Source organism: Kandleria sp. (assembly GCF_017934775.1).
GTDB classification, from domain to species: Bacteria; Bacillota_I; Bacilli_A; order Erysipelotrichales; family Coprobacillaceae; genus Kandleria; species Kandleria vitulina.
In genome coordinates, this window is sequence record NZ_JAGBIX010000046.1 from 1 (window position 1) to 25,911 (window position 25,911).

Sequence of the window (25,911 nt, forward strand, 5' to 3'; positions counted from 1 at the left end):
CACGGAAGTTAAGCATCGCAGCGGCGACGATAGTCGGAAACGGCAAAAACAGCACGCTGCCAGTCTGTCCGGTCCCCAAGGGGACTCCTTTTTTTTGCCATTTCACAGCAGATATGAATAAGCAAATAGATTTCACAACGAATGTGAATAGAGCATTGATAATCACTGGATGGCATGAAACTGAGATCAGTAATCACAGCACCTATGAATAAGGAGGCGTATTTCACAGTCATTGTGAAAGAAAAGATTCCATTCACATCACTTGTGAATAAAAAATATTATTCACACAATCTGTGAACTAGATAACACTAATCACATCATACGTGCATAACAACAACGGATACCCACTATTCACAACATAATTGTGAATAGTGGGTATCTTTTTTTATAAAAAAAGAAGTACTATTTTGTAGTACTTCCAAAACCACCGTTTCTTACTTCAGTTGTTTCATCATCTTCAGTTAATCCATACATCATGAAAATACCTTGTGCGATACCTTCTCCCTGTTTAACTGATAATACTTTTCCTTCATTAGAATCATTAGTCAGCTTTAAGAAGATATGACCTTCATTATCACTGTAAAAATAATCAGCATCAATTACACCTACTGTATTATTTAACTGAATTCTATATTTAAAGCCTAAACCACTTCTTGGGAAAATCATCAATACCCATGATGGATTCATCTCTGCTCTAATTCCAGTAGGAATCTTAATTGTTTCCCCAGGATTTAATGTAAAATCAAAAGGTGCATAAAAATCATAGCCTGCAGAGAACTGTGTTGCTCTTTTAGGAAGCTTTAATGCTTCGTACATGCTTTTAGCTTCATCTTCCTTAAAATCGCTCATATCCTCAATAAATCGATCTATGCTTACTTTATAAAATTTTGCTTTTTCCATTTTTTCACTCCTTTTCGCTATTGTATCAAATTTTTTGATGCAATACATAAAGACATGAAAATATATATAAAAAAAATAAGAAGTATGTTATAATAATTGCGATATTTTGGGGTGATAAAATGATAGGATTTTACAACTATACAGTAATATTAACATATTGTAGTTTAGTGAGTGCCTTAATTGGAACGCACTTTGCATTTCAGCATCAATACGTCATTGCATTATTATGCCTAATGCTTTGCGGATTCTTTGATTCATTTGATGGTATTGTTGCTAGAAGCAAAAAAAATAGAACCGAAGAAGAAAAGATGTTTGGCATCCAGATCGACTCACTTGTAGATTTAGTTTCATTTGGTGTATTTCCAGCAGTTATTGCATACTCAATGGGAAGATTCACAATGTTAAGATGCCTACCATTTTTTGCAGTATATGTACTTGGTGCGGTAATCAGACTTGCATATTTTAATGTAACTGAAGACATGAGACAGAAAAAGACTTCTGAAAAAAGAAAGTATTATACAGGTCTTCCAGTTACTTCATCTTCTATTATCTTTCCAGCAATCTATTGCTTAAACATTTGGTTTAAAATACCAACTGTACAGATGATTTATTTCGTTGGATTAGGAATTGTTGGGATCCTGTTCATATCAAAAATTAAAGTTCCAAAACCAGATTTACGTGGAATACTTATTCTAATTGCTTTAGGTATCATTCTGTTTATCTCATTAGCTATTACCGGCAATATTCGTATGGGTGGAGGACATCCGTTCGGTTGGCTATATTTCTAAGAAATGGCCAAAAGGCCATTTATGATGAAACACAGGATAAACAGTTAAAGAAATTATATGGACATATTGCAGGAAGAGCTATACTTAAAGTGATGACTCTTCCTGTTATTACAAATATAGGTGGTGCCTATATGAATAGTCCATTATCTAAAGCAAGTATTAAAAAATTCATTAAAAAGAATAATATTGATATGACAGAGTATGAAGAAAAATCATACAAGAGCTACAATGACTTTTTCACAAGAGCAATAAAAGAAGGCGCAAGACCAATTCCAGAAGATCCCAAGGTTCTTATGGCGCCATGTGATTCAAAGGTCAGCTATTATAAAATAGAAGATGATACAAAAATTACAATTAAGCATACAGTTTATAAATTAGAAGATCTTCTGAAAAGTCCTCGATTGGCAGATGAATATAAAGGAGGAACTTGCCTTGTATTCAGACTGACAGTTGATGATTATCACCACTATCATTATTTTGATAATGGAACAAGTGAAAAGGAAGTAATCATTCCAGGAATATTCCATACGGTAAACCCAATTGCGAATGATTATTATCCAATCTATAAGACAAATACAAGACATTATACAATGATACATAGTGAAAACTTTGATGACGTTGTATATATGGAAGTAGGAGCATTGATGGTTGGAAAGATTGTTAATGCGAATAAAAAAGAATTCAAACGCGGTGAAGAAAAAGGCTACTTTGAGTTTGGTGGAAGTACAGTTGTGCTATTATTCAAAAAAGATATCTTGAATGTAGATGAAGATATCATTCAGCATTCTAAGAATCATGATGAAGTAAAAGTGAAATTAGGGGAACGCGTAGCAATACATCTCTAACTCGAATATACCTCACTAATCATTATTTTAAGGAGGAAAAACAATGGCTAAAGTAATAGCTATTACAAATCAGAAAGGCGGCGTTGGAAAGACAACTACAAGTGTAAATCTTTCTGCAGCCTTAGCAAAAATGAAGAAGAAAGTTCTTCTTATCGATATGGATCCTCAGGCAAATGCCACTCAGGGGATTGGAATTGATAGAACATCAATCAAAAATACAACATATGATGTTTTAGTAGATGATAAGGCATTAGAAGATATCATTGTTCATTCTTCACAAAGAGGATTGGATGTTGCACCAGCAAGCATTGATCTAGCTGGTGTAGAAATTCAGCTTTCAAATATTAAGACAGGAAAAGAACAGCGTTTAAAACATGCAGTCAGTAAACTAAAAAAAGTATATGATTACATTCTCATTGATTGTCCACCATCATTGAGCTTACTTAATACAAACGCCCTTTCTGCCTCTGATTCTGTATTAATTCCAGTACAGTGTGAATATTATGCACTAGAAGGTTTAACACAGCTTCTAAATACGATCTTGTTGACACAAAGTGTATTCAATAAGAACCTTACTATTGAAGGTGTACTTTTAACAATGCTAGATTCTCGTACAAACTTAGGTGTAGAAGTATCTCAGGAAGTAAGAAAATACTTTAAAGAAAAAGTATATGATACAGTTATTCCTAGAAATATTAAACTCTCAGAAGCACCATCTGCCGGATTATCAATCTTCGATTATGATCCAAGCAGTACTGGCGCAATCGCTTATAAAAAACTTGCAAAAGAAGTGGTGAAACGAAATGGCTAAAAAGAAAGCACTGACAAGAGGACTGGATGCTATCTTTAATGATGGTGCAACAGGTACGGATTTACAGTCCGCAATTGATGCTATTGAAAAAAAACCGGATGATTTTGAACAGGAACGAGTTGATATTGCGTCTATTAGACCAAACCCTTATCAGCCAAGAAAACTGTTTGATCAGGATAAGCTGGAAGAATTAGCTTCATCAATTAAAAAACATGGAATCTTTCAGCCACTCTTATTAAAAAAATCTATTCATGGATTTGAGATTGTTGCAGGTGAAAGACGTTATCGTGCAGCTAAGATTGCTGGTCTAGAAGAAGTACCTGCAATTATTGTAGATTTTACAGACAATCAGATGATGGAGATTGCACTTCTAGAAAACATTCAAAGAGAAAACTTGAATGCTATTGAAGAAGCGCAAGCTTATCAGTCAATGATGGATCGCTTGAACTTAACACAAGAAAAGCTATCAGAAAGAATTGGTAAATCTAGAACACATATTGCTAATACATTACGTCTTCTTCAGTTGGATAAAGAGATTCAGAATTATATTTTAGATGGATCATTGACAATGGGTCATGTTAGACCATTGGTTGGACTTTCTGATGAAAAAGCTAAACAAGTTGCTAAAAGAGCCATTGATGAAAAGCTTTCTGTAAGAAGAGTAGAAGATATAGTAAAAGGTATGAAGCTTTCAGAAAAGAAAGCAGAGAAGAAGAAAAATACCAAAGATAAAAAGTATGATTATGCGGAAGGATTATTACGTAAGAAATATCATACTAATATTAAGATTGATGATAAGACTATTACTATCAAGTATAAAGGAAACGAAGATTTAAATCGTCTTCTTGAATTAATGGGTGTTATTGAAGATATTTAAGTAGGAGTTAAGTGTGTAAATAAAAACATTAATTTAGAAAAAAAAGACCGACTTAAAAACAAGTCGTAATTAATTAGAAAAAATAGAAATATAATAAATTATTCTGTAGAATTTTGCGAAGTAGCCATACTCACTTCATAACCTAGATTCTTTAGAAATTCAGTAGCGTCTTCAACCGTTAACTTTGTATTTTGTACGGGCTTTGGGTTCTTGAATGATTCATAATCAGATGGATTGAATGTTTCACCAGTGAGTATCATATGGTAGACAGATACAAGCATCATACGTGCAATGGCGATAATCGCTTTCTTGTGTCCTCGACGCTTCTTGATCTTATAATACTTTTGACCGAAGTAGCTGTTCTTGTTTTTGATAGAAGCGAGGGCACATTGCACAAGCAACGGCTTAAGATATTGACCAGCCTTATTGATTCTGACTGATTTCTTTTTATTGGCACTTTCATTGTTGGCTGGCGATAATCCAGCCCAACACGCCAGCTGCTTGTCAGTCTCGAATTGTGTCATATCGATGCCGATTTCTGAAATGATCATGATGGCTGACAGTAGTCTTATTCCATCAATTTCTGTGATGTGCATAAACTGATTTAGATATGGAGAAGCGCGTTTGAAAATTTCAGCTTCGCATGCTTCAATGTGTCGATTCAGTTCTTCCAGATGTCTGGATACTTCATTCATCTTGAATCGTTGATCAGATTCTAATTTGATATCCTTGATGCAATCCAGAATGTCATCCTTGTTCTTGCATCTTCCGTGAATAAAGGATCTGATTTTATCATCATCGATGGTATCTGATGTGAGAACTTCATTCATGATGTTCTTGGCGGTTTTACCAAAGGGATCAGTTACCGCTGAAGCCAGTCCTATGTTAGAAACGGTCATGCAGTTCTGATATCTGTTTCTTTCAGAAGAGCGAATACAAATCAGTTTGCATCTGTATCTGCACAAATCACGAAGAGCTCTGATATCTTTAGGTGGAATAAATGAGGCTTTAACCAGATCGTGCTTGAAGAGATCGCAGATCCATTTTGAATCTTTCTTGTCAGTCTTCTTGCCCTTGATGGCCTTGACATATTTAGGGTGAACCAAGACAATCTTCATATTCTCGTTCTCTTCGAGAATGTTGTATATAGGAATCCAATATTTGCCTGTAGATTCCATGCATACTTCGTAACAGTTGTAACTAATGAGCCATTCAAGCAGTCGTCTTAAATCGTAGTTATACGTATTGAAGGATTCTTGAACATACTCGGTTACGTTATTGGTTTTATGGGTAATACCAATAGTCGCTACAATCAGGTTCTTGTGGACATCAAGTCCAGCGCAAGTATAACGAACAATTTTAAGCATAAAAAAACTCCTTTCTAAAAAAGGAGAAGTGGCATTGACTGTCAACCAGCGAAATATACTTAGTTGTTTAAATCAATCTTAAGTGTCCAGGCTCTAGGTCCTACTTGTTTGTGCTTGAAAAGTTGACGGCGACTTATAAACATACAGGATAATCTATGAGTAGATTTGCCTACTCTCCTCCACGTGCTCTGTAGTATACCACCTCTATTTCAGTATACTACAAACTCGGAGGATTGATGAGATATTTACATACCGTGTTTGTGTCTGTGCCAGGCGCAGCGCACGCACAGAAATGGAGGAAAACATGAAATTTAAAGAATTGCTAAAAGAGAATCGTCCTGAAGACGTATTTATGAGAATTGGTGTCTCTCTTGCTGTTAATGCAGAAGACCAGAACCGTCAGCTAGAACAGTTCAAGAAAGCCTATAAGCGTATTTTATCAATGCCAGATCAGGATTCACCTTATTTGATTTACACATTAAAAGGTACATTCTATGAAAGACCTGATGCAACAGCTATTGATAGCTTCATGTTTAAAAAAGATGATCTTAAGGATTATCAATACTACAATGAACTTGAACAGTATATGATAGAAGATCAGAAAAGAAATAAGAAAGTTGATCGTCTAGAAACGAAAGAAATCAAGCCTCTTATTGAAAAGACACCATTGCCTAAGAGTGTTGCTATTGAAGAAGCTGATTGGGCTGATGTGCTTAATGCAGAAGTCTTAGAAGATAATGTAGAAACAATTGGGACTAATGATTTTGTATGCTGTGTAGTAGATTTAATGGTGAAATTTGATTCTAATGAAGAAAAGAGTCATCGTATGGTAAAGAAGAATAAGGAAGAAAACAATAATAATCCTTTAACTTTTGGTCATCGTAGACGTCTTGCTTTTGTTAGACATCTTTATGAATACAAGATTCTTCAGACTTTAAGTCATAAAGAAATTTCGGATTAAGAAAAATAAACATATAAAAGAATACCTTCGCTATAATGAAATATAGTGGAGGTATTTTATTATGACAAAAACTTTTCCAGAACATTTTTTATGGGGTGGTGCTACTGCTGCTAATCAATTTGAAGGCGGATGGAAAGAAGGAGGAAAAGGTCCTTCTGTTTCCGATGTTGCCAAGTTTACAGATCCTAAGGAGATGAAGGATCTTCTTGATGTACATGGTTTATGTGATATTACAGATGAACAGATCAAAGAAGCGCTTGAGACAGATGACGAGGTCTTTTATCCTAAAAGACACGGAATAGATTTCTATCATCGCTATAAGGAAGATATCGCATTGCTTGCAGGAATGGGATTTAAGGTCTATCGTATGTCCATTGCCTGGTCACGTATTTTTCCTAAAGGTGATGAAGAAGCTCCTAATGAAGAAGGATTAGCTTTCTATGATCGTGTATTTGATGAATGCTTAAAATATAATATGCAGCCTTTAGTCACAATGTCCCATTATGAACCACCGCTATATTTAGCAACAGAATATAATGGCTGGTATAATCGTAAGACAATTGATTTCTTTGTAAGATATGTAGATGTCATTACTAAAAGATATAAAGATAAAGTAAAATATTGGCTCACATTTAATGAAATAGATTCAATAATCAGACATCCATTTATGACCGGTGGTCTTATTGAATCACGTTTTAAGAAAAAACAATTTGAAGAAGTAGAATATCAGGCTATGCATCACCAGTTTGTCGCAAGTGCTTTGGCAGTGAAGATCACACATGAAAATATACCTGATGCGAAAGTAGGATGTATGCTGACAAAATTAACATATTATCCTTATTCATGTCGACCAGAAGATGTTCTAAAAGAAAGAGAAACAATGCGTCAGATCTACTGCTATTCAGATACACAGGTCTATGGAGAATATCCACGTTATCTATTGAACATGTATAAAAACAAAGGTTTTCATATTAAGATGAGTGAAGAGGATCTTCGCATCATGAAGGATTATCCTGTAGATTTTATTTCATTCTCTTATTATTCATCAAGCTGTGTGGCAGAGAATGAAGAAGGATTAACAATGACATCTGGCAATACCCAGACAGCAATCAAGAATCCGTATATTCCATCAAGTGATTGGGGATGGCAGATTGACCCTATTGGATTAAGAATCTCCCTTATTGATTTATATGATCGCTATAGAAAACCATTGTTTATTGTGGAAAATGGATTAGGTGCAAGAGATCAGATAGAAGAAGATGGCAGCATCAATGATGACTATCGCATTGATTATCTAAAAAAACATATGATCCAGATGTATCATGCCATAAAAGACGATGGAGTAGAGCTGATGGGCTATACAACATGGGCACCAATAGATCTTGTTTCCAATTCAACAAATCAAATGAGCAAGCGTTATGGGTTCATTTATGTAGATGTAGATGACTACAATAGAGGAAGCTATAAAAGAATCAAAAAGAAATCTTATGATTGGTATAAGAAAGTCATTGAAACAAACGGAGAAAGCTTATTTGAATAAAAATAACCCCATTATAGAGGATGATCTATAATGGGGTTATTCACATTTAAAAAAATGCGATAAAGAATGCTCACAAGATAGCATTCAATAGAATAGCTGATTCCTGCTGATAAGAAACAGCCAAGAATAAAAGCGTATTGTTCATCGTTGATTGCTGTAGTACCACTTAAAAGACCATAGCCATCTTTGTTTTCAATAGTAAAGATGGAATCTTCAATGTGACAAGAAGAAGGAATATTGGTTCTTTGTTTAAAGGAATGAAGATGAACATTCCAAATAAAATCTTCTTCATGATAATCATTTATATGCTGCTTCATCAAAAGAAGAAGACAAGTTGCAATTCTTTGAGGCGTGCCTTCTTCAAAAACTTCTGTTTCAATATGATCATCTTTAACAGTAAGCTGCATGAGTTTCATTATTTTTTCCATAGACATCTTCCATTAAAGCCTGAAATAAGGATTGTCTTAAAGTATTGGGCAAGACTGATAAAATAACAGCAATCATAAGGACAAAGTCACCAACGCTTAAAGAAGTTGGGGTCTCAATCTTATAACAATCACTTTGTCCCATAAGATGAATAGATATATCTTTGTAGTTATAATCAAACATCTTCAATAAAGAACAATGTGAAAAACTATGATAAGTATCATAGTAGAAAGAGAGATCAAAGGCCAAGAAGGCCATGCGTAGACGGCTGCATAATCTTGTGTCATCAAGAAGAGAAAGATCTTCTTCATTATTTAAAATAAGCAGCAGCATCTGGTAGACATAGTGGGTGATGATGGATATATTCATGGGATAATAGTGCATATGAACATTGCCATCATGTTCAATTGAAATAGATAAGTCACAGTTCATCATAAAAAAACCTCCTGTTTATCTATACGAAATAAACAGGAGGATTACTAAAAGTTAATGCCAAACTTCTTCAGCAATTTCTTTGACAAGAGCAAGCTTGTTCCACTGTTCTTCTTCAGTGAGCTTATTGCCAATTTCACATGAGGCAAAGCCACACTGTGGACTTAAGTATAATCTATCAAGTGGAATATACTTAGCTGCTTCATGAATTTTAGCGATGATTTCATCTTTATCTTCTAGAACAGGTGATTTTGTAGTGATAAGTCCAAGTACAACTTTCTTATCATCTGATACTTTAGCAAGTGGGGCAAAGCCACCTGATCTTTCGTCATCGTATTCAAGATAAAGAGCATCAACGTTCTCTTTTGCAAAGACATAATCAGCAACGCTGTCATAAGGACCGCTATTAAAGAATGTTGAATGATAGTTACCTCTACAGATATGAGAGTTGATAACCATATCTTCTGGTTTTCCTTCTAAGGCAAGATTATTGACTTTCAATAGCGCTTTCTTGACTTCTTCTAAATCCAACCCTGACGCTTTATAGCGTATTTTAGCTGCATCACCAACAACGGCTCCCCATGTACAGTCATCAAGCTGCAGATTGCGACATCCGGCATTGTAGAACTGCTTGATGATATCCTGGTAGGCTTTAGCGATATCCTGAATCAATTCTTCATTGTCTTTGTAAAATTTTCTAGTTGACTCATAGTTGTCAGGAACAATCATCTGCTGTAATGTCTGAGCTGGGGCAGGAATTGTATATTTAGCAACAGTCTGATCATCTTCAAACTGTTTAAGGAACTTGTAGTATTCTACAAAAGGATGAGGTTTAGCCTTGATCTTTCCTACTAGATAAGTATCATCCAATACAGCAAGTTCATCATTGAATCTTACGCCATTTCCAGTGTGTTTATGTTCAATGCCTTCAAGTCCCCACATAAAGTCCAAATGCCAGAATGTTCTTCTGAATTCTCCATCAGTGATGACATGATAGCCTAGTTCTTTTTGTTTTTTGACAACCTTTGTGATTTCTTCATTCACAATGTTGTCATATTCTTCTTGTGTTAATACTCCGTTTTGAAACTGTAGCTTAGCATCTTTTAAAGCCTGTGGTCTTAAGAAGCTTCCTACAAAATCATAACGAAAAGGTGTATGTAAATTACTCATATTGATTTCCTCCTTCATCTTGAAATAAGGATATCAATAAATATACATTTTTAAAAATATATATAATTCATTGTTGTCGATAGTTTTAAACTATGGACAAATGTTCTTTTAAAGCTTCAATGTATTTATGAGCATATCTGCTTAATATCATATTTTTCTTTTTCACAATGCCAATATGCATTGTCTGATCCGCCATTAACGGTTTAGCAATAATATGAGGACCATTGAGTCGATGATCGATAATACCGCTGCTTACAGTAAACCCATTGAGACCGATAACAAGATTGAATAGGGTGGCACGATCTCTTACCTGAATGATCTTAGGAAAATCAAGGGTACTGATAAATTCTTCTGAGAAATAGAAAGAGTTGCGTGTGCCTTGTTCATAGACAAGATAAGGATATTGAGTAAGATCATCAAGCGTTATCTTATCTTTTTTAGCAAGAGGATGATGTTTATAGATGAAAATATGTGGTTTAGCAACATAAAGTTCTTCAAAGATCAGATTGTTGTTTCGGATCAATTTAGAAAGAATTTCTTCATTATGTTCAGATAAGAAAATAATACCTATTTCACTTTTCCCGTTAGCCACATCATCAATGATTTCTCCAGTCTGTGTTTCTCGCATAATAAAGTTGTAGCAATCGGCATCAAAGGTTTTGATTACATCTACGAAGGCATTGACCGCAAAGGAGTAATGCTGGCAGGAGACGGAAAACTTAGGGCTCTGATGCTTGCTGTTGCAGAAGTGGTCTTTCATGTTCTCTGATTGTTCTAGCAGCATGCGCGCATAGGAAAGCAGTTCTTCTCCTTCTCTTGTAACAGTGATGCCTTTGTTTGTTCTTGAAAAAGCAGTTACACCCATTTCTTCTTCAAGATTACGAATAGCAGCACTCAGTGATGGCTGTGAGATATAGAGTTTAGCAGCAGCTTCTGTCATATTGCCGCATTCAGCTGCTGTAACAAGGTAGACAAGCTGTTGTAGTGTCATTTTGTTTCCTCCTTTTGATATTGATTTTAACATAAATTCAAGAGAGAAAACGATGATACAATGAGAAGAATAAATTTATTTATAAATTCAAAATTATTTTTATAGATTTTAGTAAAAACTATGTTATACTAATCTTTTGGAGGATGAATAAAATGGAAAAAAACTATGATGTTATTGTGGTCGGAGCAGGTCCTGCAGGTATTATGACATGCTACGAACTCTATCTTAAGAATCCAAATTTGAGTGTATTGCTTGTAGATAAGGGACATAATGTAATGCATAGACATTGTCCAATTAAAGATAAGAAAATCAAGCGATGCCCAGAAATTAAGGATAAGGAACCAGGATGCCGTCCTGCATGTTCTATTACATGCGGTTTTGGTGGTGCTGGCGCATATTCTGATGGTAAATTTAACATTACAAGTGAATTCGGTGGATGGCTAACTGATTATCTTTCACCTGATGAAGTTGTTGATGTTATTCATTATGTAGATGATCTTTATCTTAAGCATGGAGCTACACATGACATTACAGATCCTACAACTGAAAAAATCAAGGAAATTGAACAGCGTGGCTACGCTGTTGGTCTTAAGCTATTACGTGCTAAGGTACGTCACTTAGGAACAGAAGAAAATCTTCGTATTATGACAGAAATGTCCAATGAACTTGCTGAACATATCGATATGGCATTCAAGACAGCGGTTAAGGATATTATCGTTGAAGATAAGAAAGTAAAAGGAATTGTATTAGAAAAAGGTGATGAAATCTATGCTAAAAAGATTGTATTAGCTCCAGGTAGAGATGGTGCTACATGGCTTGCTTCAATTTTAGATCACCATGGTCTTAAGCTTTATAACAACCAGGTTGATATTGGTGTAAGAGTAGAGGCAAGCAATATTGTCATGAGAGAAATCAATGAGAATCTTTATGAAGGAAAGTTTGTCTACAATACATCAGTAGGAACAAAGGTAAGAACATTCTGTTCTAATCCAAGTGGACATGTGGTTGTAGAAAACCATGAAGGAACAATGATGGCCAATGGTCATGCTTATCATGATCCAAAACTTGGATCTGACAATACAAACTTTGCTTTACTTGTATCACATCAGTTTAGTGAACCATTTAATCAGCCAAATGAATTTGCGCATGCGATTGCACGATTGGCTAATAGACTTTCTAATGGTTCTATCATTGTACAGAAGTACGGTGATATCAAGAAGGGAAGACGTTCTACCGCAAAGCGTATTAAAGAAGGATATACTGTACCAACGTTGCCAGAAGCTGTACCAGGTGACTTAGGACTTGTTCTTCCTTACAATACAATGAAATCAATCATTGAAATGATTGAAGCATTAGATCATGTAACACCAGGTATTGCCAATGAGCATACACTTCTTTATGGTGTAGAAGCAAAATTCTATAGTGCTAGAGTTAAGGTACATGAAGGATTTGAAACGGATATTGATTCTCTTTATGTAGCTGGTGATGGAGCCGGACTTACAAGAGGTTTATCACAGGCTGGCGCTAATGGTATTCTTGTTGCAAGAGATATTGTTAAAAAGCTTTCATAAGACTGACATAAGTCAGTCTTTTTATATTCACAAAAAAAGTAATAAACAAAGCATGGATATGGTAAAATTAAAGTAATAGAGAGGTTAAAACATGTTTACTTATTATTCCATTATATTATTCATATCAATAATGACTTTGCTAATATTAAGTCTTCTTGTACATGAAAACGCTCGACACACATCAAAACAAAAAAGAGCGTTTTATAAGACTCACTTTGTCATTATTATTGCAGCTATTATGGAATGGTTAGGGTTACTTATGAATAAAGCCCCCTCATGGACAAAATATATTCATTGTTTAGTGAAAACCATTGATTACATCTTAACTCCTGCTATCGCATACTTTTTTATTAATCAGGTAGATAGTAAACTGTCAGTTAAGAAATATATGGGAATACTGGAAATAATTGATATTCTCATTATTCTATTATCAGTGCCATTTGGCTGGGTTTTCTACATTGATCAGAACAATGTTTATCGTCATGGACCATTCTATATTGTTTATCCCATCATTTATGTCTTAATGATGATTTTACTTATTATTGGTTTGCTTCAATATGGAAGACGATTCGCCTCAAGCAATAAGAAGTCGCTCTTTGCGATAATGCTACTGGCATTAGTAGGTATCGTCTTTCAAGAAACAGCTGGCAGTTTTATGCGTACAGGATATCTTGCATTAGCGATGGGGTCTACTTTGTTATTTATTCACTTTGAAGAATTCTGTCAGCAGGAAATGGACGAAGATGGAAAGGCGAAGACAATTCTATTGGAGAAGGATGCCTTAACAGATCTTTATAGTCGTTATGCCTACAATGAACAGTTAAAAAAGCATAGTAATCCACCACTTTCTTCTACGCTTTGTGTCTTGCTTATTGATATCAATGGCTTAAAGATGGTCAATGATACAAAAGGACATGAAAAAGGTGATGAACTCATTTGTGAAACCGCCCATGCAATTAGGAAGGCTATTCAATCTTATGGCCATGTCTATCGTACAGGTGGGGATGAATTTGTGGTTCTGCTTGATTTATCTTCCTATACAATAAAAGAGTTTTATGACATCTTAAAAAGAGAATTCTATGCCTATAAGATTAAGGCAACAGAGTTATCAGAAATAAATGTTGCGATTGGGAAAGCCTATGCAAAAGATTATCCTGATTTTACGCTAGAACAGCTTGTAGAAGTAGCGGATAGGGATATGTATAAAGATAAAGCAAATTATTATCGTAATAAGCGTCATGATCGCCGCAAATAAGCTATTAGCATTGCTGATGGCTTTTTTTATGCAAAATAAAGGATAATAACGAGGGAACAAGAAAATTTATGGTAATATAAAAGTGAGATTTAGGTTATAAAGAGTCAGCTATTATGTTTGTTTACTATACAAATATGAGAAAAAGGATGGGTAATGGGATCATTTCCAGATGAATATTGTTTTAGCTCTTATCTTCATGTTATTGTCATTGCCATTTGGTACATTGTCTATGTAGATGATCACAATTATTATCATCATGGAAATCTCTATTTCCTTTATTCGATTATTTATGTTTTCATGCTGATATTGCTGGTCATAGGAGGTTCTGTTGCTCAGCAGTTAGGTGAGAAATTGGCTAGAACATTCTTCTTGAGTGTATCTATCGCTGCTGTTTTGCTTTTTGTTCATTATGAAGAATACTATCAGCAGGAGATGGATGAAGATGATGAAAAGAAAACTATTCTTCTAGAAAAAGACGCTTTAACAAATCTTTATAGTCGCTATGTATTTAATCAGATGCTAAGACAGTATGCTGTGGAAAAGATGAACGACAACTTTATTGATTATAGCAAGCCATTAAATTTTCATTTGAGTGCTGCTGTTGGCATATAGCCGATAAGAGAATGTATGAAAATAAAAAGAAGTATTATCTAGAAATTATATTGAAAGACGATTCTAGTAAAGGATTGATGAGTAATGTTTGAATACTATACTGCAATATTTTTTATTTCCGTTGCAACATTAATAATTTTAGCTCTTCTTGTCAAAGAGAATGGACGATTGACTGCAGAACAGAAGAGAAGTTTTCGATTGACTTATTTGATCATAAGCTTGGCTGCTCTTATGGAGTGGCTAGGTCTTTTATTGGATGGTGCTCCATTATGTACAAGATATCTACATATAATCATCAAATGTGCAGGATACATCCTGAATTTCTCTATAGCTTCATTTTTCGCTATTCAAATCAATGAGAAAGGCTGGGTGAAAAAGCATCTCCGTAATTTCATGTGCATTGCGGTAGTAATACTGATTATATCTTTGCCTTTTAAGGCTATCTTCTATGTGGACGGTAATAATATCTACCATCATGGAAAATACTATTATGTCTATTCGGTTATTTATGTCATTATGTGGTTTCTTCTTCTTATCGGTTTTCTTCACTTCGGAAGAAAGTATGAAAGACATAATATCATTTCGATGATATGTATTTCTTTGTTGGTACTTGTTTGTACCATTATTCAGCAGTTTATTAATATTAAAGGTATTAGGACATGCTTTTTATCAGTATCTATTGCATCTGTACTTCTTTTTATTCATTATGAAGAGTTCTACCAACAAAAAATGGATGAAGAAAGGAAGAAGAAAACAATACTTCTAGAAAAAGATGTACTGACAGGATTATATAGTCGCTATGCCTACAATATGCAATTAAATAAATATAAGAGTGAGCCAATGCCTGAAAAGATGTGTGTTCTTCTTTTTGATATTAATGGATTAAAGAAAGTCAATGATACCAAAGGTCATGAAATGGGTGATGCCTTGATTTATGCTACGGGTGTATCTTTAAAAGAGGCAGTTGCTAATCAGGGACAGATCTTTCGTACAGGGGGAGATGAGTTTGTGATCTTGCTTGACTTATCTCACTATTCACTAGAACAATTCAATAAGCAGAAACAAGAGAGTCTTAAGAAATATCAGAAAGATTTACAAGGCCTCTATAACAATGAAATTCATCTTGCGATGGGGGTCGCAATGGTTAAGGATTATCCAACATATACATTAGAACAGCTTGTCGAAATAGCTGATAAGCGTATGTATGAGGATAAGGCGAGATTCTATAGAGAAAATCATATTGATAGAAGACGCAATTAGGAAGCTTAAGCTTCCTTTTTAGATCACAAAAAAAGCACGATCTATGATCGTGCATTGCATCTATAACAGCTTTTGTGCAATATGCTGTCCTGCGATAGCGCCATCGTTAGCAGCAGTTACAACTTGACGTAAGTCTTTAGCGATGACATCTCCAATAGCGTAGATGCCTTCTTTCTTTGTTTCCATGTTTTCATTAACGATGATATAGCCACGTTCGTTTGTAATACCTAAGTCTTTTACAAAGTCAGTGACCGGATCATTGCCGACAAATGGGAAGATACCTGAGACTTCAAGAGATGAAAGTGCACCTGTATCGCTGTCTTCCATTTCTAATCCAGTAACATGTGTTTCATCTGATAATACAGCATGTGGTTTTTTCTTGAAATGGAATTCAATATTTTCAGTAGCTAAAGCTTTTTCAGAAATAATCTTATCTGCTCTAAAGACATCTCTTCTCATGATGACATGTACCTTAGATGCAATGGTAGAAAGATAGATTGCTTCTTCAATCGCGGAGTTGCCCCCGCCAACGACTGCGACTTCTTTTCCTCTAAAGAATGGACCATCACATACCGCACAGTAAGACACACCCTTACCAGCGTTTTCTTCTTCACCTGGGACATTCATTTTTCTTTCTTTAGTACCTGTCGCAATGATGACATAACGTGCCTGATGTTCACCGCTGGTAGTGACAACAGTCTTCACATCACCATCATCTCTGATTTCCTTTACTTCACTCATATCCAATGTAGCACCAAAGCTTAATGCATGTTCATACATTTCATATGCCAACATTGGCCCTTTTATTGTCTTGATACCAGGATAGTTTTCAATATCAGCAGTAAGATTCAATTTACCGCCTGGGGCACCTGCTTCAATAATTTTTACACTTGCACCTGCTCTAGAAGCATATAGAGCAGCAGTAAGGCCGGCTGGACCTCCACCAATAATAATTACATCAGTCATAATTAGACCTCCTATTTAATAGCGTTTAAACACTTGTATAACAAAGTATAGAGCTGAGAAGCTTCTTCTTCTGATAAAGGAAGACAAGATCCAATCTTAGAAGGAATATCTTTTGCTTTTTCCTGTAAAGCTTCTCCTTCCTTTGTTAATGTGACATTAAGTGATCGTTCATCATCTTTAGAACGTTCTCTTGTAATAAGACCTTTCTTTTCCAATCTCTTTAATAGAGGCGTCAATGTCCCTGAATCAAGGTAAAGAACACTGCCAATTTCTTTTACAGTGACTTGTTTTCTTTCCCACATGACCATCATGGTAATGTATTGCGTATATGTTAAATCAATTTCATCGAGAATAGGCTTATACTTTTTTGTGATCTGATGGGATAAAGCATACAAAGGAAAACATAATTGATTATCTATATTGAGACATTCATATTTCATAATAAACACTCCCTAATTAATTTTGCAAAATTATATTAACATTGATTATTTAGAAGTGTCAATTCTTTTGCACTAATATTGAAAGAGGATAAATTATCCGTTATAATAACGCAAAAGGTGATAGAATATGTTGATAAATGGTAAAGAAATTTCAAAGCAGATTAAAGAAGATATTAAAAAAGAAGTTGAACTTCTAAAAGAAGAAGGGAAACGTGTCCCATGCCTTGCGGTGATCTTGATTGGGGATGATCCTGCATCTCAGGTTTATGTAAGAAACAAGATTAGAGCCTGTGAATTTGTAGGAATGAAATCAATGACAATTAGCAAGGATGCCTCTTTTACTCAGGAAGAACTATTAGCTTTAATTGATTCATTAAATAAGAATGAAGAAGTTGATGGTATTCTTGTACAGCTTCCAGTACCTGATCATATTGATGAACAGGCCGTTATTGAAGCAATTGACCCAAGCAAAGATGTTGATGGGTTCCACCCAAGCAATATTGCTAAACTTGTCCTTAATGAAGATGGATTTGTTCCATGTACACCTCAGGGAATGATGTGTATGCTTGATGCTATCAATTATGATCTAGATGGAAAAGAAGTTGTCGTTGTAGGAAGAAGCAATATTGTCGGAAAGCCGGTTTCATTGTTATGCTTACATCGTAATGCGACAGTGACAATTGCTCATTCTCATACAGAGTATTTAAGAGATGTTACAAAAAGAGCAGATGTTCTTATTACCGCAATCGGTAAGCCTAAATTCTTTGATTCATCGTATGTTAAAGAAGGGGCTGTCGTATTGGATGTCGGTATGAACAGAGATGAAAACAACAAACTATGCGGTGATGTGGATTTTGATGATGTTGTAGATAAAGTTCAGGTCATTACCCCAGTACCTGGTGGTGTTGGTCCAATGACAATAGCATTATTAATGAGCAACACCCTTAAATCATATAAAGCGAGGTAACTTCTATGGAATATGGTTTACATGATATAATTGAAATGAAGAAGGCCCATCCTTGCAAGAAATCTACACAGTGGGAAATTATCCGTATGGGTGCAGATATCAAGGTGAAATGTCTTGGCTGTGGTGCCATCGTCATGTTTTCTCGTAGAGATTTCGAGAAGCGTCTTAAGAAAGTCATTGAACATAACATCAGCGAAAGCTGATGTTTTTTTCTTCTATGTGTTTCATTTCTTGATGTAAAAAACACATTATTTTAAAATAATGTATATGAGGAGATGATGAAAATGGAAATCGCAGAAACATTTAAACGCTATGGTTTTGAAAAAGTATTAGATCTTGCTTATCAGGATCCAGAAAAATATTTGCCATATATTATGCATTTTGTGGATTCAATAAGTGAAGAGCGGTTCTCTTCACAAAGGGCATTAGTGCGTAAAGCTATTGAAGAGAAGGATCACCCGTACCATATCTATGTTCGTCATCTGTTTCATGATCTAGATCCAGAAATCGCTAAGAAATTGGTCACAAATATTATGATATATGCAGGAATTTTTGGTAGTAAGACACGTAATGAGATGAAGGAGACCTATGGAAGAAAAAGATGGCCATGGGTTATTGGGATGAGTGAAGATTATGATCTAGAAGAAATGGATGATATGATCACTCAAGGAGAAGAAATAGGTATCTTTATTTATCTTATTGAAGAGCCACTTACTGAAGAAGTTCTAGATATGTTAAAAGAACATACACACAGTACATTTGTGTTCTTCACTGATGGAGATCATCTTGATAGTAATCGCATGTCAAAAATCATGAAATTGCGTAATATCATGATTACACTGACAAAAGAAAAAGAAGAGACAATGGCTCTTCTTAAAAAGAAATGTGTTTATTTTGGATTATCTTCAAAGACAATTGATGAAGACTGGTTTGAAGATAAGATGAACGAAGGCTACTATTATCTTTGGTACAAGACAAAAAGCCCAGATGAATTTGCTTTATTAAAGACATATCGTCAAAAAAGACCACTGCTTATGGTAGATGAATCAGAAGATATGTATATTCTAGAAAATCCTCACGGCAGTGTATTAGAAAATATAAAGAATGATCGAAAATAAAAATCCAGCTGCAACATCGCTGATATAATGCAGTCCACCGAGAATACGGCTAAGTCCTACTATGAGGGCACAAATGATAAGAATGTGTCCTAGGGTTGCATTGATATCTAGCATAATAAGGGCAATAATCAATGCGGAAGCACTATGTCGAGAAGGGAATGACTTTCCCTTCTTGTGTTTTTTTACCGGTCTGATCTTATATCGTTCATAAGGTCTTTCTCTATTAATAAGATAACGAGAAATCGTAATCGCTAGAAAAAGAAATGCTGGTTTAAAGAATGTATCAAATAACAATGGACTATGAGTAAGAAACAAATAAAGCAATGTTATTGGATAGATAATAATAAAAGGTAATATGCTATAAGTTATGAGAAAATTTACAATCTTTCTACATTTTGTAGAGATAATAAATTTATTAAGTTTAATATAGAATGTTTTCATGCCCTAAGTATAGCACAACTCTATTATTTGTACATGTCTTTGTTCATTGCAATTTGAAACAAACTATAATAAAATAAAGGGCGAAAAAAAGGAGTGAATCACAATGGCTTTAACAGCAGGAATCGTTGGTTTACCTAATGTCGGGAAATCAACTTTATTTAACGCAATTACAAACGCACAGGTTGAAGCAGCCAATTATCCATTTGCGACAATTGATCCAAATGTTGGGGTTGTAGAAGTACCTGATCATAGATTGAACGACTTGGTAGAAATCTTTAAACCAAAGAAAACTGTTCCAACTACATTTGAATTTACAGATATCGCAGGTCTTGTCAAAGGTGCGTCTAAAGGTGAAGGACTTGGTAATAAGTTCCTTGCAAACATCAGAGAAACTGATGCTATCGTAGAAGTAGTAAGATGTTTTAGAGATAAGGACATTACTCACGTAGATGGTAGTGTAGATCCAGTAAGAGATGTAGAAACAATCAACTTAGAATTAATTTTTGCTGATCTAGATACAGTAGAAAAACGTATTGGCAAGATTGAAAAGAAAGCCCAGACTGGAGATGGGGATGCTAAGGAAGAATTAGATGTTCTATTAAAATTAAAGGAAACATTAGAAGCATCTAAACCAGCACGTTCTTTAGAATTCTCTAAAGAAGAAAAAGTATGGCTAAAGAATTATAACTTATTAACTATTAAGCCAATTATCTATGTCGCAAACATGGGTGAAGAAGATATTGAAAATCCACAGGATAACCCATTCTTTAATACTCTTGTAGAATATGCTAAAAATGAAGGAGCAGATGTTGTACCAATCTGCGCTAAGATTGAAGAAGAATTAGCTGCTCTTGAAGATGAAGATAAAGCTATCTTCATGGAAGACTTAGGCATTGAAGAGAGTGGTCTTGATAAATTAATCAGAGAAACATACGCTTTATTAAACTTAAAGACATTCTTCACGGTAGGTGTAGATGAATGTCGTGCATGGACATTTACAGATGGTATGACAGCTCCTGAAATGGCTGGAATCATCCATACAGATTTCCAGAGAGGATTTATCAGAGCTGAAACTTACAGCTATGATGATTTAATGGTTCATAAGAGCGAAGCAGCTCTAAGAGAAGCTGGAAAAATCAGACAGGAAGGAAAGACTTACAAGGGAGCAGATGGCGACATCATGTTCTTCAAGTTTAATGTCTAATGAAAAATATCGTACTGAAAATTGTTTTTCTGATTGCTTTATGTGTCTTTCTATATAGTGGATTCAACCTTGGATATACCTACTATAAATACTGGAAAGTAGATCATGATAATGATGTCCTTGTAAAAGAAGTTGTAAAAACAGAAAAGAAGCATAAAGCTTCAAATGTTCGTACAATTGATTTTAATTATTTAAGACGACTTAATAAAGATATTGTAGGATGGCTCTATATCAAAGATGTAGCTGATTATCCAATATTAAAAGGTCAGTCAAATGATACTTACTTACATCATAACTATAAGAAAGATTATTCTTTCGCTGGTTCTATTTTCTTAGATGAAATATCCAATAAGAACTTCCAGGATGGAAATACAATCATCTATGGTCACAATATGAACAACGGATCCATGTTTGGTCAATTAAAGAAATTTAGTGAACAGTCTTTTATGAATAATCATCCGGTTGCTTATATCTATCTTCCTGATGGAAGTGTCAATGTCTATGATATCTTCTCATTCAATAGATTAGATGCAACTGATACCAATTATTATCGCAATAATATTGAATATGGATCATTCATAAAAAAACTTGTAAGCGCGTCTTTAGCTAACAGACAAGTCAGTACGAAGAAAGCACCATTGATTATGCTTTCTACTTGTGCAACGCATGATACCAACTGGCGAAGCGTTGTATTTGCTCGATTATCAAAGACTATCCATAAAGGATAGTCTTTTTTTAATGAGTCAATAAAAACTATTTATAGAAAATAATGGTGTTATAATATAAGTAGTAAAGAGAAAGGCTATTTTTCTTTATCTGAATCCTGTTTTGAATCATTCACATGCCTTTCTCTTTTATAATACAAACAAGGATGCGCAAGCATCCTTTTAAATTTCTTATCAAACCTATTGACATACTGGGTTAATAGGTATATTGTGTTCCTAAGGAGGAAGAGGTATGAGAGTTGATGTTATTCTAGAGTATCTGCCACTTTATCTAAAGGCAGCATTGCTGAGTGCAGGAATTGGATTATCATCCATTGTTCTTGCAATACTTATTGGCATGATTGCTTCTATGATTCTGTATTATAGAATACCATTCTTAAAACGCATTATTTCCTTCTACGTAGAAGTAAGTCGTAATACCCCATTAATGATACAGTTATTCTTTATCTATTATGGATTGCCTAAGATTGGCATTGCGACAAGCCCACTGGCCTGTGGCATAGTTGGATTAAGCTTCTTGGGTGGAGGATATATGTGTGAGTCAATTAGGGGAGGACTTGAATCAATTTCAGAGAGTCAGGTAGAGAGTGCCATGGCACTAGGAATGAATAAAAAGCAGACAATGCGTTATGTGATTTTACCTCAGGCGCTTAGAGCTTCTTTATCAGGATTGGTTGCCAATATGATCTTTATGTTAAAAGAGACAAGTGTATTAAGTGCTGTTAGTCTTATGGACCTTATGTTTACAGCGAAGGATCTGATTGGACTCTACTATAAAACGACAGAAGCACTCTTTCTTCTGGTCGTGTTCTACTTATTGATATTGACGCCAGTCATACTACTTGGACACTTGGCAGAAAGGAGGCTGACATATGGCAAAATGGGGGTTTGATCTATTATTTCAAGGACAGAATCTTTCACGATTGTTAGAAGGTCTTACGCTTGCCTTGTATATTAGTGCCATCGCAGTCGTTCTTTCATTAGTGTTAGGGATTATTTTAGGTATCGCTCAAGTAAAAGGACATCCGCTTATTAGAAAAATAATGAGAGGCTATGTTCATTTTATTCAGATTATGCCCCAGCTGGTCCTTTTGTTTATCGCGTACTTTGGATTAAGAGCATTTGCGATCAATCTATCTCCTGAGATGGCTTCTATCATTGTCTTTACAATGTGGGGAACAGGTGAAATGAGTGATCTAGTAAGAGGCGCTATTGTTTCAATGGATCATCATCAATATGAAAGTGGTCTGGCATTAGGAATGTCACCTAGACAGGTCTATATTCACGTTGTGATTCCACAGATTGCCAAACGATTGATTCCATTATCGATGAATCTGATTACCAGAATGATCAAGACGACAAGTCTATTATTAATGATCGGGGTAGTAGATATTATCAAAGTATCCCAGCAGATCATTGAAACAAATCGACTTGCCAGTCCTAATGGTGCCTTTGGCATCTATCTTGTAGTCTTTATGCTTTATTTTATTTCATGTTATCCAATAAGCATATTGGCACGTTATCTAGAAAAGAAATGGAGGATTTAATATGGCCATCTTATCACTTGAACATGTCACAAAGAAATATGGTGATTTTACAGTCTTCAATGATCTTGATCTTAAGATCAATGAAGGAGAAGTGACATTGATTATTGGACCATCAGGTAGTGGGAAAAGTACATTGTTAAGATGTTTAAATCGTCTTGAAGATATTGATGAAGGAGAAATCACCTTCCATGATGCCCCTATCAAGAGTGAAACACATTTAAGAGAAAATGTTGGTATGGTCTTTCAGAGCTATGAGCTCTTTCCACATCTCAATGTGTTAGACAATATGACATTATCACCACGTATTGTACAAAAGAGATCAAGAAAAGAAGCTGAACAGGAAGCTTTATCCTTGCTTGAACGTGTAGGGTTAAAAGATAAGGCCAAAAGCTTTCCACATGAATTATCCGGAGGACAAAGACAGCGTGTCGCTATTGTGAGAAGCTTGTGTATGCATCCGGAAGTGCTTCTCTTCGATGAAGTTACTGCCTCATTAGATCCAGAAATGGTCAAGGAGGTATTAGATGTAATCTTAGATCTTGCGGATGAAGGAAAGACAATGGTCATTGTCACACATGAAATGGCGTTCGCAAGAGCCGTAGCTGATCGTATTATTTTCATTGATGGAGGAAGAGTTGTTGAAGAAGGACATCCAGAAGACTTCTTTACTCATCCTAAAACAGAAAGAGCACAACAGTTTTTACAGAATTTAACATATAAAAGGAGGAAGAGATTATGAAAAAGATTTTAGGAACATTATTTGCACTATTATTAACGGTAGGTCTTGTAGGATGTGCAAAACAGGGCTATCGCTCAGTAGATGATATTAAGAAAGACGGTACAATCAAGATCGGTGTATTCTCCGATAAACATCCATTTGGATATGTAGACAAGAATGGAAAATATCAGGGATATGATATCGAACTTGCTAATAGAATAGGTAAAGATTTAGGTGTAAAAGTAAAACTTGTATCCACTGAAGCAGCCAATCGTATTGAATATTTAAAGACAAATAAAGTAGATATCATTCTTGCAAACTTCACAGTTACTGATGAAAGAAAAGAAGAAGTAGATTTCGCTTTACCTTACATGAACGTATCACTTGGTGTTGTTTCACCTTCAAATAAAGTTATCACTTCATTAGATAATTGGAACAAGAACGATAAATTAATCGTTATCTCAGGTACAACTGCTGAAACATATGTTACAAAGAATTATCCAAATATTCCTCTACAGAAATATGATACATATGCTAATGCTAAAAACGCATTAGAAAATGGTAATGGTGCTGCATGGCTTAATGACAATACTGAAGTATTATCATTCGCTAAGAGCACAAAAGGATTCACTGTAGGTATTCCAACACTTGGTTCACAGGATAAGATTGCACCAGCTGTTACAAAGGGAAATAGTGATCTTAAGAAATGGATTGATAATGAAATCAAATCATTAAATAAAGAAGACTTCTTCTCAAAAGATTATGATAAGACATTAGCATCTGTATACGGTAAAGAATACAAGAGCACAATTGTTATAAATTGCGGCGTAAAACCCACAGGCTTGCCTGTGGGATGAAAGCCGCTTTTTTATGTAAGACTACATTTCCGCTACTCGACATATACATAGACTTGATATATAATTTATGTATAAATCAATGTTGGTTTCAGCTTATGAGGATATAAATATGCATGAATCATATAAGACAATACCTTTTACAATAACAACGCATCATGATGAAAGCGTGAAGGGATTATAAACAATGGCACGTTCTAAAAGTAATAACGTACAAATCAATATTTCTATTCCGTCTGAATGGAAGACCCAGCTTGAGAACCTTGCGCGCATCTATTCTGTCGAGGAAGGTGAAACCATTACATTTCTTGACCTGATGCGCAGAGGGATTCAGGAAAAATATCAATTAGGAGAAAAAGACAGTGAGCGAGGAACAATATCATAGTGCTTCGCATTGTAAATATCTGACGCAGTATCATATCATCTGGTGCCCTAAGTTCAGATTCTCTGTCTTGCAGAAAGGCGCTGACGATAAACTTAAAAACATCCTTGCTGGCATCTGCAATCAATACGGATATGAAATCAAAGCATTGGAAGTGATGCCAGACCATATACATATATTCGTGGATTGCCCGCAGACAGTTGCTCCCTGTGATATAGCAAGGACGCTTAAAAGCATCAGTGCTGTTGAAATGTTTAAGGTTTTCCCGCAGTTGAAGCAGTTTTACTCCCGTTGTGGAGCATTATGGTCAAGGGGATATTTTGTATCAACGGCAGGACATATAAGTGAAGCTACAGTTAACAAATATATCGAGGAACAGAAAAACCATGACTGATGAAGAATACAAGAAAACCTTGAAGCAATTTCATAAACTTTCTGACAGGCATATCTTGGTTGTCGAAACCGATATGCCGTATTCTGATGTCTTAAGGATTGTCACTCTTTCTGATAAGATACGCAAAGCAGGCAATGAACTTGTCGGGCTTATGAGAAAGAATTATGACCAGTTACTGCGCACAAAGAAATACCGTAAACTGCTTAAATTATATGGCAATACTCAAGACAAAGATAAACGTAGGGTTTTGGCAAAACAGCTTAATGAAATGCAGTCTGAATACAACGTCACATGGGATTTTTGCAGAAAGTCCATGATTCCGATAGGCAAGAAATATGGCATAGATGCC

The 25,911-nt window shown here is 35.1% G+C and carries 32 protein-coding genes; 23 read left to right on the top strand and 9 right to left on the bottom strand.

Features of this window, described 5'->3' with window-relative positions; all coding sequences use genetic code 11:
• On the top strand, positions 1-212 hold a 212-nt coding region (locus J6L95_RS05040; protein WP_287458379.1), incomplete at its 5' end, for a hypothetical protein.
• A gap of 190 nt (positions 213-402) precedes the next feature.
• Here the strand turns inward: J6L95_RS05040 and J6L95_RS05045 are convergent.
• Positions 403-900, bottom strand: coding sequence for a dCTP deaminase/dUTPase family protein (locus tag J6L95_RS05045; RefSeq protein ID WP_074687299.1), 498 nt, complete (start codon positions 898-900; stop codon positions 403-405).
• Positions 901-1,019: 119 nt separating this feature from the next.
• On the opposite strand from J6L95_RS05045, the gene J6L95_RS05050 reads away from it, so the two are divergent.
• Genes J6L95_RS05050 through J6L95_RS05065 form a run of 4 tightly spaced genes read left to right on the top strand, consistent with a single transcriptional unit; the run spans position 1,020 to position 4,221 of the window.
• Positions 1,020-1,688: a CDP-alcohol phosphatidyltransferase family protein gene (locus tag J6L95_RS05050; protein ID WP_029071361.1), complete on the top strand. Its 669-nt coding sequence runs from the start codon at positions 1,020-1,022 to the stop codon at positions 1,686-1,688.
• Complete coding sequence (locus tag J6L95_RS05055; RefSeq protein ID WP_287458380.1) at positions 1,673-2,533, top strand: phosphatidylserine decarboxylase; 861 nt, start codon at positions 1,673-1,675, stop codon at positions 2,531-2,533. The genes J6L95_RS05050 and J6L95_RS05055 overlap by 16 nt, the downstream gene beginning before the upstream one ends.
• Before the next feature lie 43 nt (positions 2,534-2,576).
• Positions 2,577-3,344, top strand: a complete 768-nt coding sequence (locus J6L95_RS05060; protein WP_029071363.1) for a ParA family protein — start codon at positions 2,577-2,579, stop codon at positions 3,342-3,344.
• Entirely contained in the window at positions 3,337-4,221 is an 885-nt protein-coding gene (locus tag J6L95_RS05065; RefSeq protein WP_287458381.1) for a ParB/RepB/Spo0J family partition protein, read from the top strand. Before J6L95_RS05060 ends, J6L95_RS05065 begins: the two co-directional genes overlap by 8 nt.
• A 98-nt stretch (positions 4,222-4,319) precedes the next feature.
• On the opposite strand, the gene J6L95_RS05070 is transcribed toward J6L95_RS05065, so the two are convergent.
• Entirely contained in the window at positions 4,320-5,588 is a 1,269-nt protein-coding gene (locus J6L95_RS05070; RefSeq protein ID WP_287458382.1) for an IS110 family RNA-guided transposase, read from the bottom strand.
• Positions 5,589-5,892: 304 nt separating this feature from the next.
• On the opposite strand from J6L95_RS05070, the gene J6L95_RS05075 reads away from it, so the two are divergent.
• Together J6L95_RS05075 and J6L95_RS05080 are read left to right on the top strand one after the other, a co-directional pair.
• Positions 5,893-6,549, top strand: coding sequence for a hypothetical protein (locus J6L95_RS05075; protein WP_287458383.1), 657 nt, complete (start codon positions 5,893-5,895; stop codon positions 6,547-6,549).
• Positions 6,550-6,610: 61 nt separating this feature from the next.
• Positions 6,611-8,089, top strand: a complete 1,479-nt coding sequence (locus J6L95_RS05080) for a glycoside hydrolase family 1 protein (protein WP_287458384.1) — start codon at positions 6,611-6,613, stop codon at positions 8,087-8,089.
• A gap of 11 nt (positions 8,090-8,100) precedes the next feature.
• Here J6L95_RS05080 and J6L95_RS05085 read toward each other — a convergent pair whose 3' ends face one another.
• The 4 genes from J6L95_RS05085 to J6L95_RS05100 all read right to left on the bottom strand — a co-directional run bounded on the left by J6L95_RS05085 (position 8,101) and on the right by J6L95_RS05100 (position 11,108).
• Positions 8,101-8,517, bottom strand: a complete 417-nt coding sequence (locus J6L95_RS05085; RefSeq protein ID WP_029071367.1) for a hypothetical protein — start codon at positions 8,515-8,517, stop codon at positions 8,101-8,103.
• On the bottom strand, positions 8,480-8,950 hold the full coding sequence (locus J6L95_RS05090) for a hypothetical protein (protein WP_029071368.1): 471 nt from the start codon (positions 8,948-8,950) through the stop codon (positions 8,480-8,482). Before J6L95_RS05090 ends, J6L95_RS05085 begins: the two co-directional genes overlap by 38 nt.
• Positions 8,951-9,001: 51 nt before the next feature.
• On the bottom strand, positions 9,002-10,117 hold the full coding sequence (locus J6L95_RS05095) for a 5-methyltetrahydropteroyltriglutamate--homocysteine S-methyltransferase (RefSeq protein ID WP_287458385.1): 1,116 nt from the start codon (positions 10,115-10,117) through the stop codon (positions 9,002-9,004).
• Between the two features lie 85 nt (positions 10,118-10,202).
• The gene (locus tag J6L95_RS05100) at positions 10,203-11,108 is read right to left on the bottom strand and encodes a LysR family transcriptional regulator (RefSeq protein ID WP_287458386.1); all 906 of its coding nucleotides are present in this window, start codon (positions 11,106-11,108) and stop codon (positions 10,203-10,205) included.
• A gap of 152 nt (positions 11,109-11,260) precedes the next feature.
• Between J6L95_RS05100 and J6L95_RS05105 the strand changes: the two genes are divergently transcribed.
• The 4 genes from J6L95_RS05105 (at position 11,261) to J6L95_RS05120 (ending at position 15,806) form a co-directional block, all read left to right on the top strand.
• Positions 11,261-12,679: an NAD(P)/FAD-dependent oxidoreductase gene (locus tag J6L95_RS05105; RefSeq protein WP_029071371.1), complete on the top strand. Its 1,419-nt coding sequence runs from the start codon at positions 11,261-11,263 to the stop codon at positions 12,677-12,679.
• A 91-nt stretch (positions 12,680-12,770) separates the two neighbouring features.
• The gene (locus tag J6L95_RS05110) at positions 12,771-13,934 is read left to right on the top strand and encodes a GGDEF domain-containing protein (protein ID WP_287458387.1); all 1,164 of its coding nucleotides are present in this window, start codon (positions 12,771-12,773) and stop codon (positions 13,932-13,934) included.
• A 153-nt stretch (positions 13,935-14,087) separates the two neighbouring features.
• Entirely contained in the window at positions 14,088-14,546 is a 459-nt protein-coding gene (locus tag J6L95_RS05115) for a hypothetical protein (RefSeq protein ID WP_287458388.1), read from the top strand.
• Between the two features lie 84 nt (positions 14,547-14,630).
• A complete protein-coding gene (locus J6L95_RS05120) occupies positions 14,631-15,806 on the top strand; it encodes a GGDEF domain-containing protein (RefSeq protein ID WP_287458389.1) in 1,176 nt (391 codons plus the stop codon).
• 60 nt (positions 15,807-15,866) lie between these two features.
• On the opposite strand, the gene trxB is transcribed toward J6L95_RS05120, so the two are convergent.
• Together trxB and J6L95_RS05130 are read right to left on the bottom strand one after the other, a co-directional pair.
• Positions 15,867-16,772, bottom strand: a complete 906-nt coding sequence (gene trxB / locus J6L95_RS05125) for a thioredoxin-disulfide reductase (RefSeq protein WP_287458390.1) — start codon at positions 16,770-16,772, stop codon at positions 15,867-15,869.
• Positions 16,773-16,783: 11 nt separating this feature from the next.
• Positions 16,784-17,212, bottom strand: a complete 429-nt coding sequence (locus J6L95_RS05130) for a MarR family winged helix-turn-helix transcriptional regulator (protein ID WP_287458391.1) — start codon at positions 17,210-17,212, stop codon at positions 16,784-16,786.
• Positions 17,213-17,339: 127 nt separating this feature from the next.
• Here J6L95_RS05130 and folD point away from each other — a divergent pair, with 127 nt between their 5' ends.
• The 3 genes from folD to J6L95_RS05145 all read left to right on the top strand — a co-directional run bounded on the left by folD (position 17,340) and on the right by J6L95_RS05145 (position 19,297).
• Positions 17,340-18,179, top strand: coding sequence for a bifunctional methylenetetrahydrofolate dehydrogenase/methenyltetrahydrofolate cyclohydrolase FolD (gene folD / locus J6L95_RS05135; protein ID WP_287458392.1), 840 nt, complete (start codon positions 17,340-17,342; stop codon positions 18,177-18,179).
• Between the two features lie 5 nt (positions 18,180-18,184).
• A complete protein-coding gene (locus J6L95_RS05140; protein WP_029071376.1) occupies positions 18,185-18,382 on the top strand; it encodes a DUF951 domain-containing protein in 198 nt (65 codons plus the stop codon).
• 81 nt (positions 18,383-18,463) lie between these two features.
• Positions 18,464-19,297, top strand: coding sequence for a hypothetical protein (locus J6L95_RS05145; protein WP_287458393.1), 834 nt, complete (start codon positions 18,464-18,466; stop codon positions 19,295-19,297).
• Here J6L95_RS05145 and J6L95_RS05150 read toward each other — a convergent pair.
• Positions 19,268-19,738, bottom strand: coding sequence for a phosphatase PAP2 family protein (locus J6L95_RS05150; protein WP_031589501.1), 471 nt, complete (start codon positions 19,736-19,738; stop codon positions 19,268-19,270). The two genes, J6L95_RS05145 and J6L95_RS05150, sit on opposite strands and share 30 nt — an antisense overlap.
• 103 nt (positions 19,739-19,841) lie before the next feature.
• On the opposite strand from J6L95_RS05150, the gene ychF reads away from it, so the two are divergent.
• From ychF to J6L95_RS05195, 9 genes are all read left to right on the top strand, one after another.
• Positions 19,842-20,942, top strand: coding sequence for a redox-regulated ATPase YchF (ychF, locus tag J6L95_RS05155; RefSeq protein WP_029071379.1), 1,101 nt, complete (start codon positions 19,842-19,844; stop codon positions 20,940-20,942).
• Positions 20,942-21,670, top strand: coding sequence for a class B sortase (srtB, locus tag J6L95_RS05160; protein WP_029073045.1), 729 nt, complete (start codon positions 20,942-20,944; stop codon positions 21,668-21,670). Before ychF ends, srtB begins: the two co-directional genes overlap by 1 nt.
• A 229-nt stretch (positions 21,671-21,899) precedes the next feature.
• Positions 21,900-22,559, top strand: coding sequence for an amino acid ABC transporter permease (locus J6L95_RS05165; protein WP_287458394.1), 660 nt, complete (start codon positions 21,900-21,902; stop codon positions 22,557-22,559).
• On the top strand, positions 22,540-23,214 hold the full coding sequence (locus tag J6L95_RS05170; protein ID WP_287458395.1) for an amino acid ABC transporter permease: 675 nt from the start codon (positions 22,540-22,542) through the stop codon (positions 23,212-23,214). The genes J6L95_RS05165 and J6L95_RS05170 overlap by 20 nt, the downstream gene beginning before the upstream one ends.
• A gap of 1 nt (position 23,215) precedes the next feature.
• Positions 23,216-23,953, top strand: coding sequence for an amino acid ABC transporter ATP-binding protein (locus tag J6L95_RS05175; RefSeq protein WP_074689057.1), 738 nt, complete (start codon positions 23,216-23,218; stop codon positions 23,951-23,953).
• Positions 23,950-24,789 (top strand): transporter substrate-binding domain-containing protein, encoded by an 840-nt coding sequence (locus J6L95_RS05180; protein WP_287458396.1) that lies wholly within the window; start codon positions 23,950-23,952, stop codon positions 24,787-24,789. Before J6L95_RS05175 ends, J6L95_RS05180 begins: the two co-directional genes overlap by 4 nt.
• Before the next feature lie 184 nt (positions 24,790-24,973).
• Positions 24,974-25,171, top strand: a complete 198-nt coding sequence (locus J6L95_RS05185; RefSeq protein WP_287458397.1) for a hypothetical protein — start codon at positions 24,974-24,976, stop codon at positions 25,169-25,171.
• The gene (tnpA, locus tag J6L95_RS05190; RefSeq protein ID WP_287458398.1) at positions 25,149-25,562 is read left to right on the top strand and encodes an IS200/IS605 family transposase; all 414 of its coding nucleotides are present in this window, start codon (positions 25,149-25,151) and stop codon (positions 25,560-25,562) included. The genes J6L95_RS05185 and tnpA overlap by 23 nt, the downstream gene beginning before the upstream one ends.
• The coding region (locus tag J6L95_RS05195; RefSeq protein WP_287458399.1) for a hypothetical protein at positions 25,555-25,911 on the top strand (357 nt) is incomplete at its 3' end. The genes tnpA and J6L95_RS05195, both read left to right, overlap by 8 nt.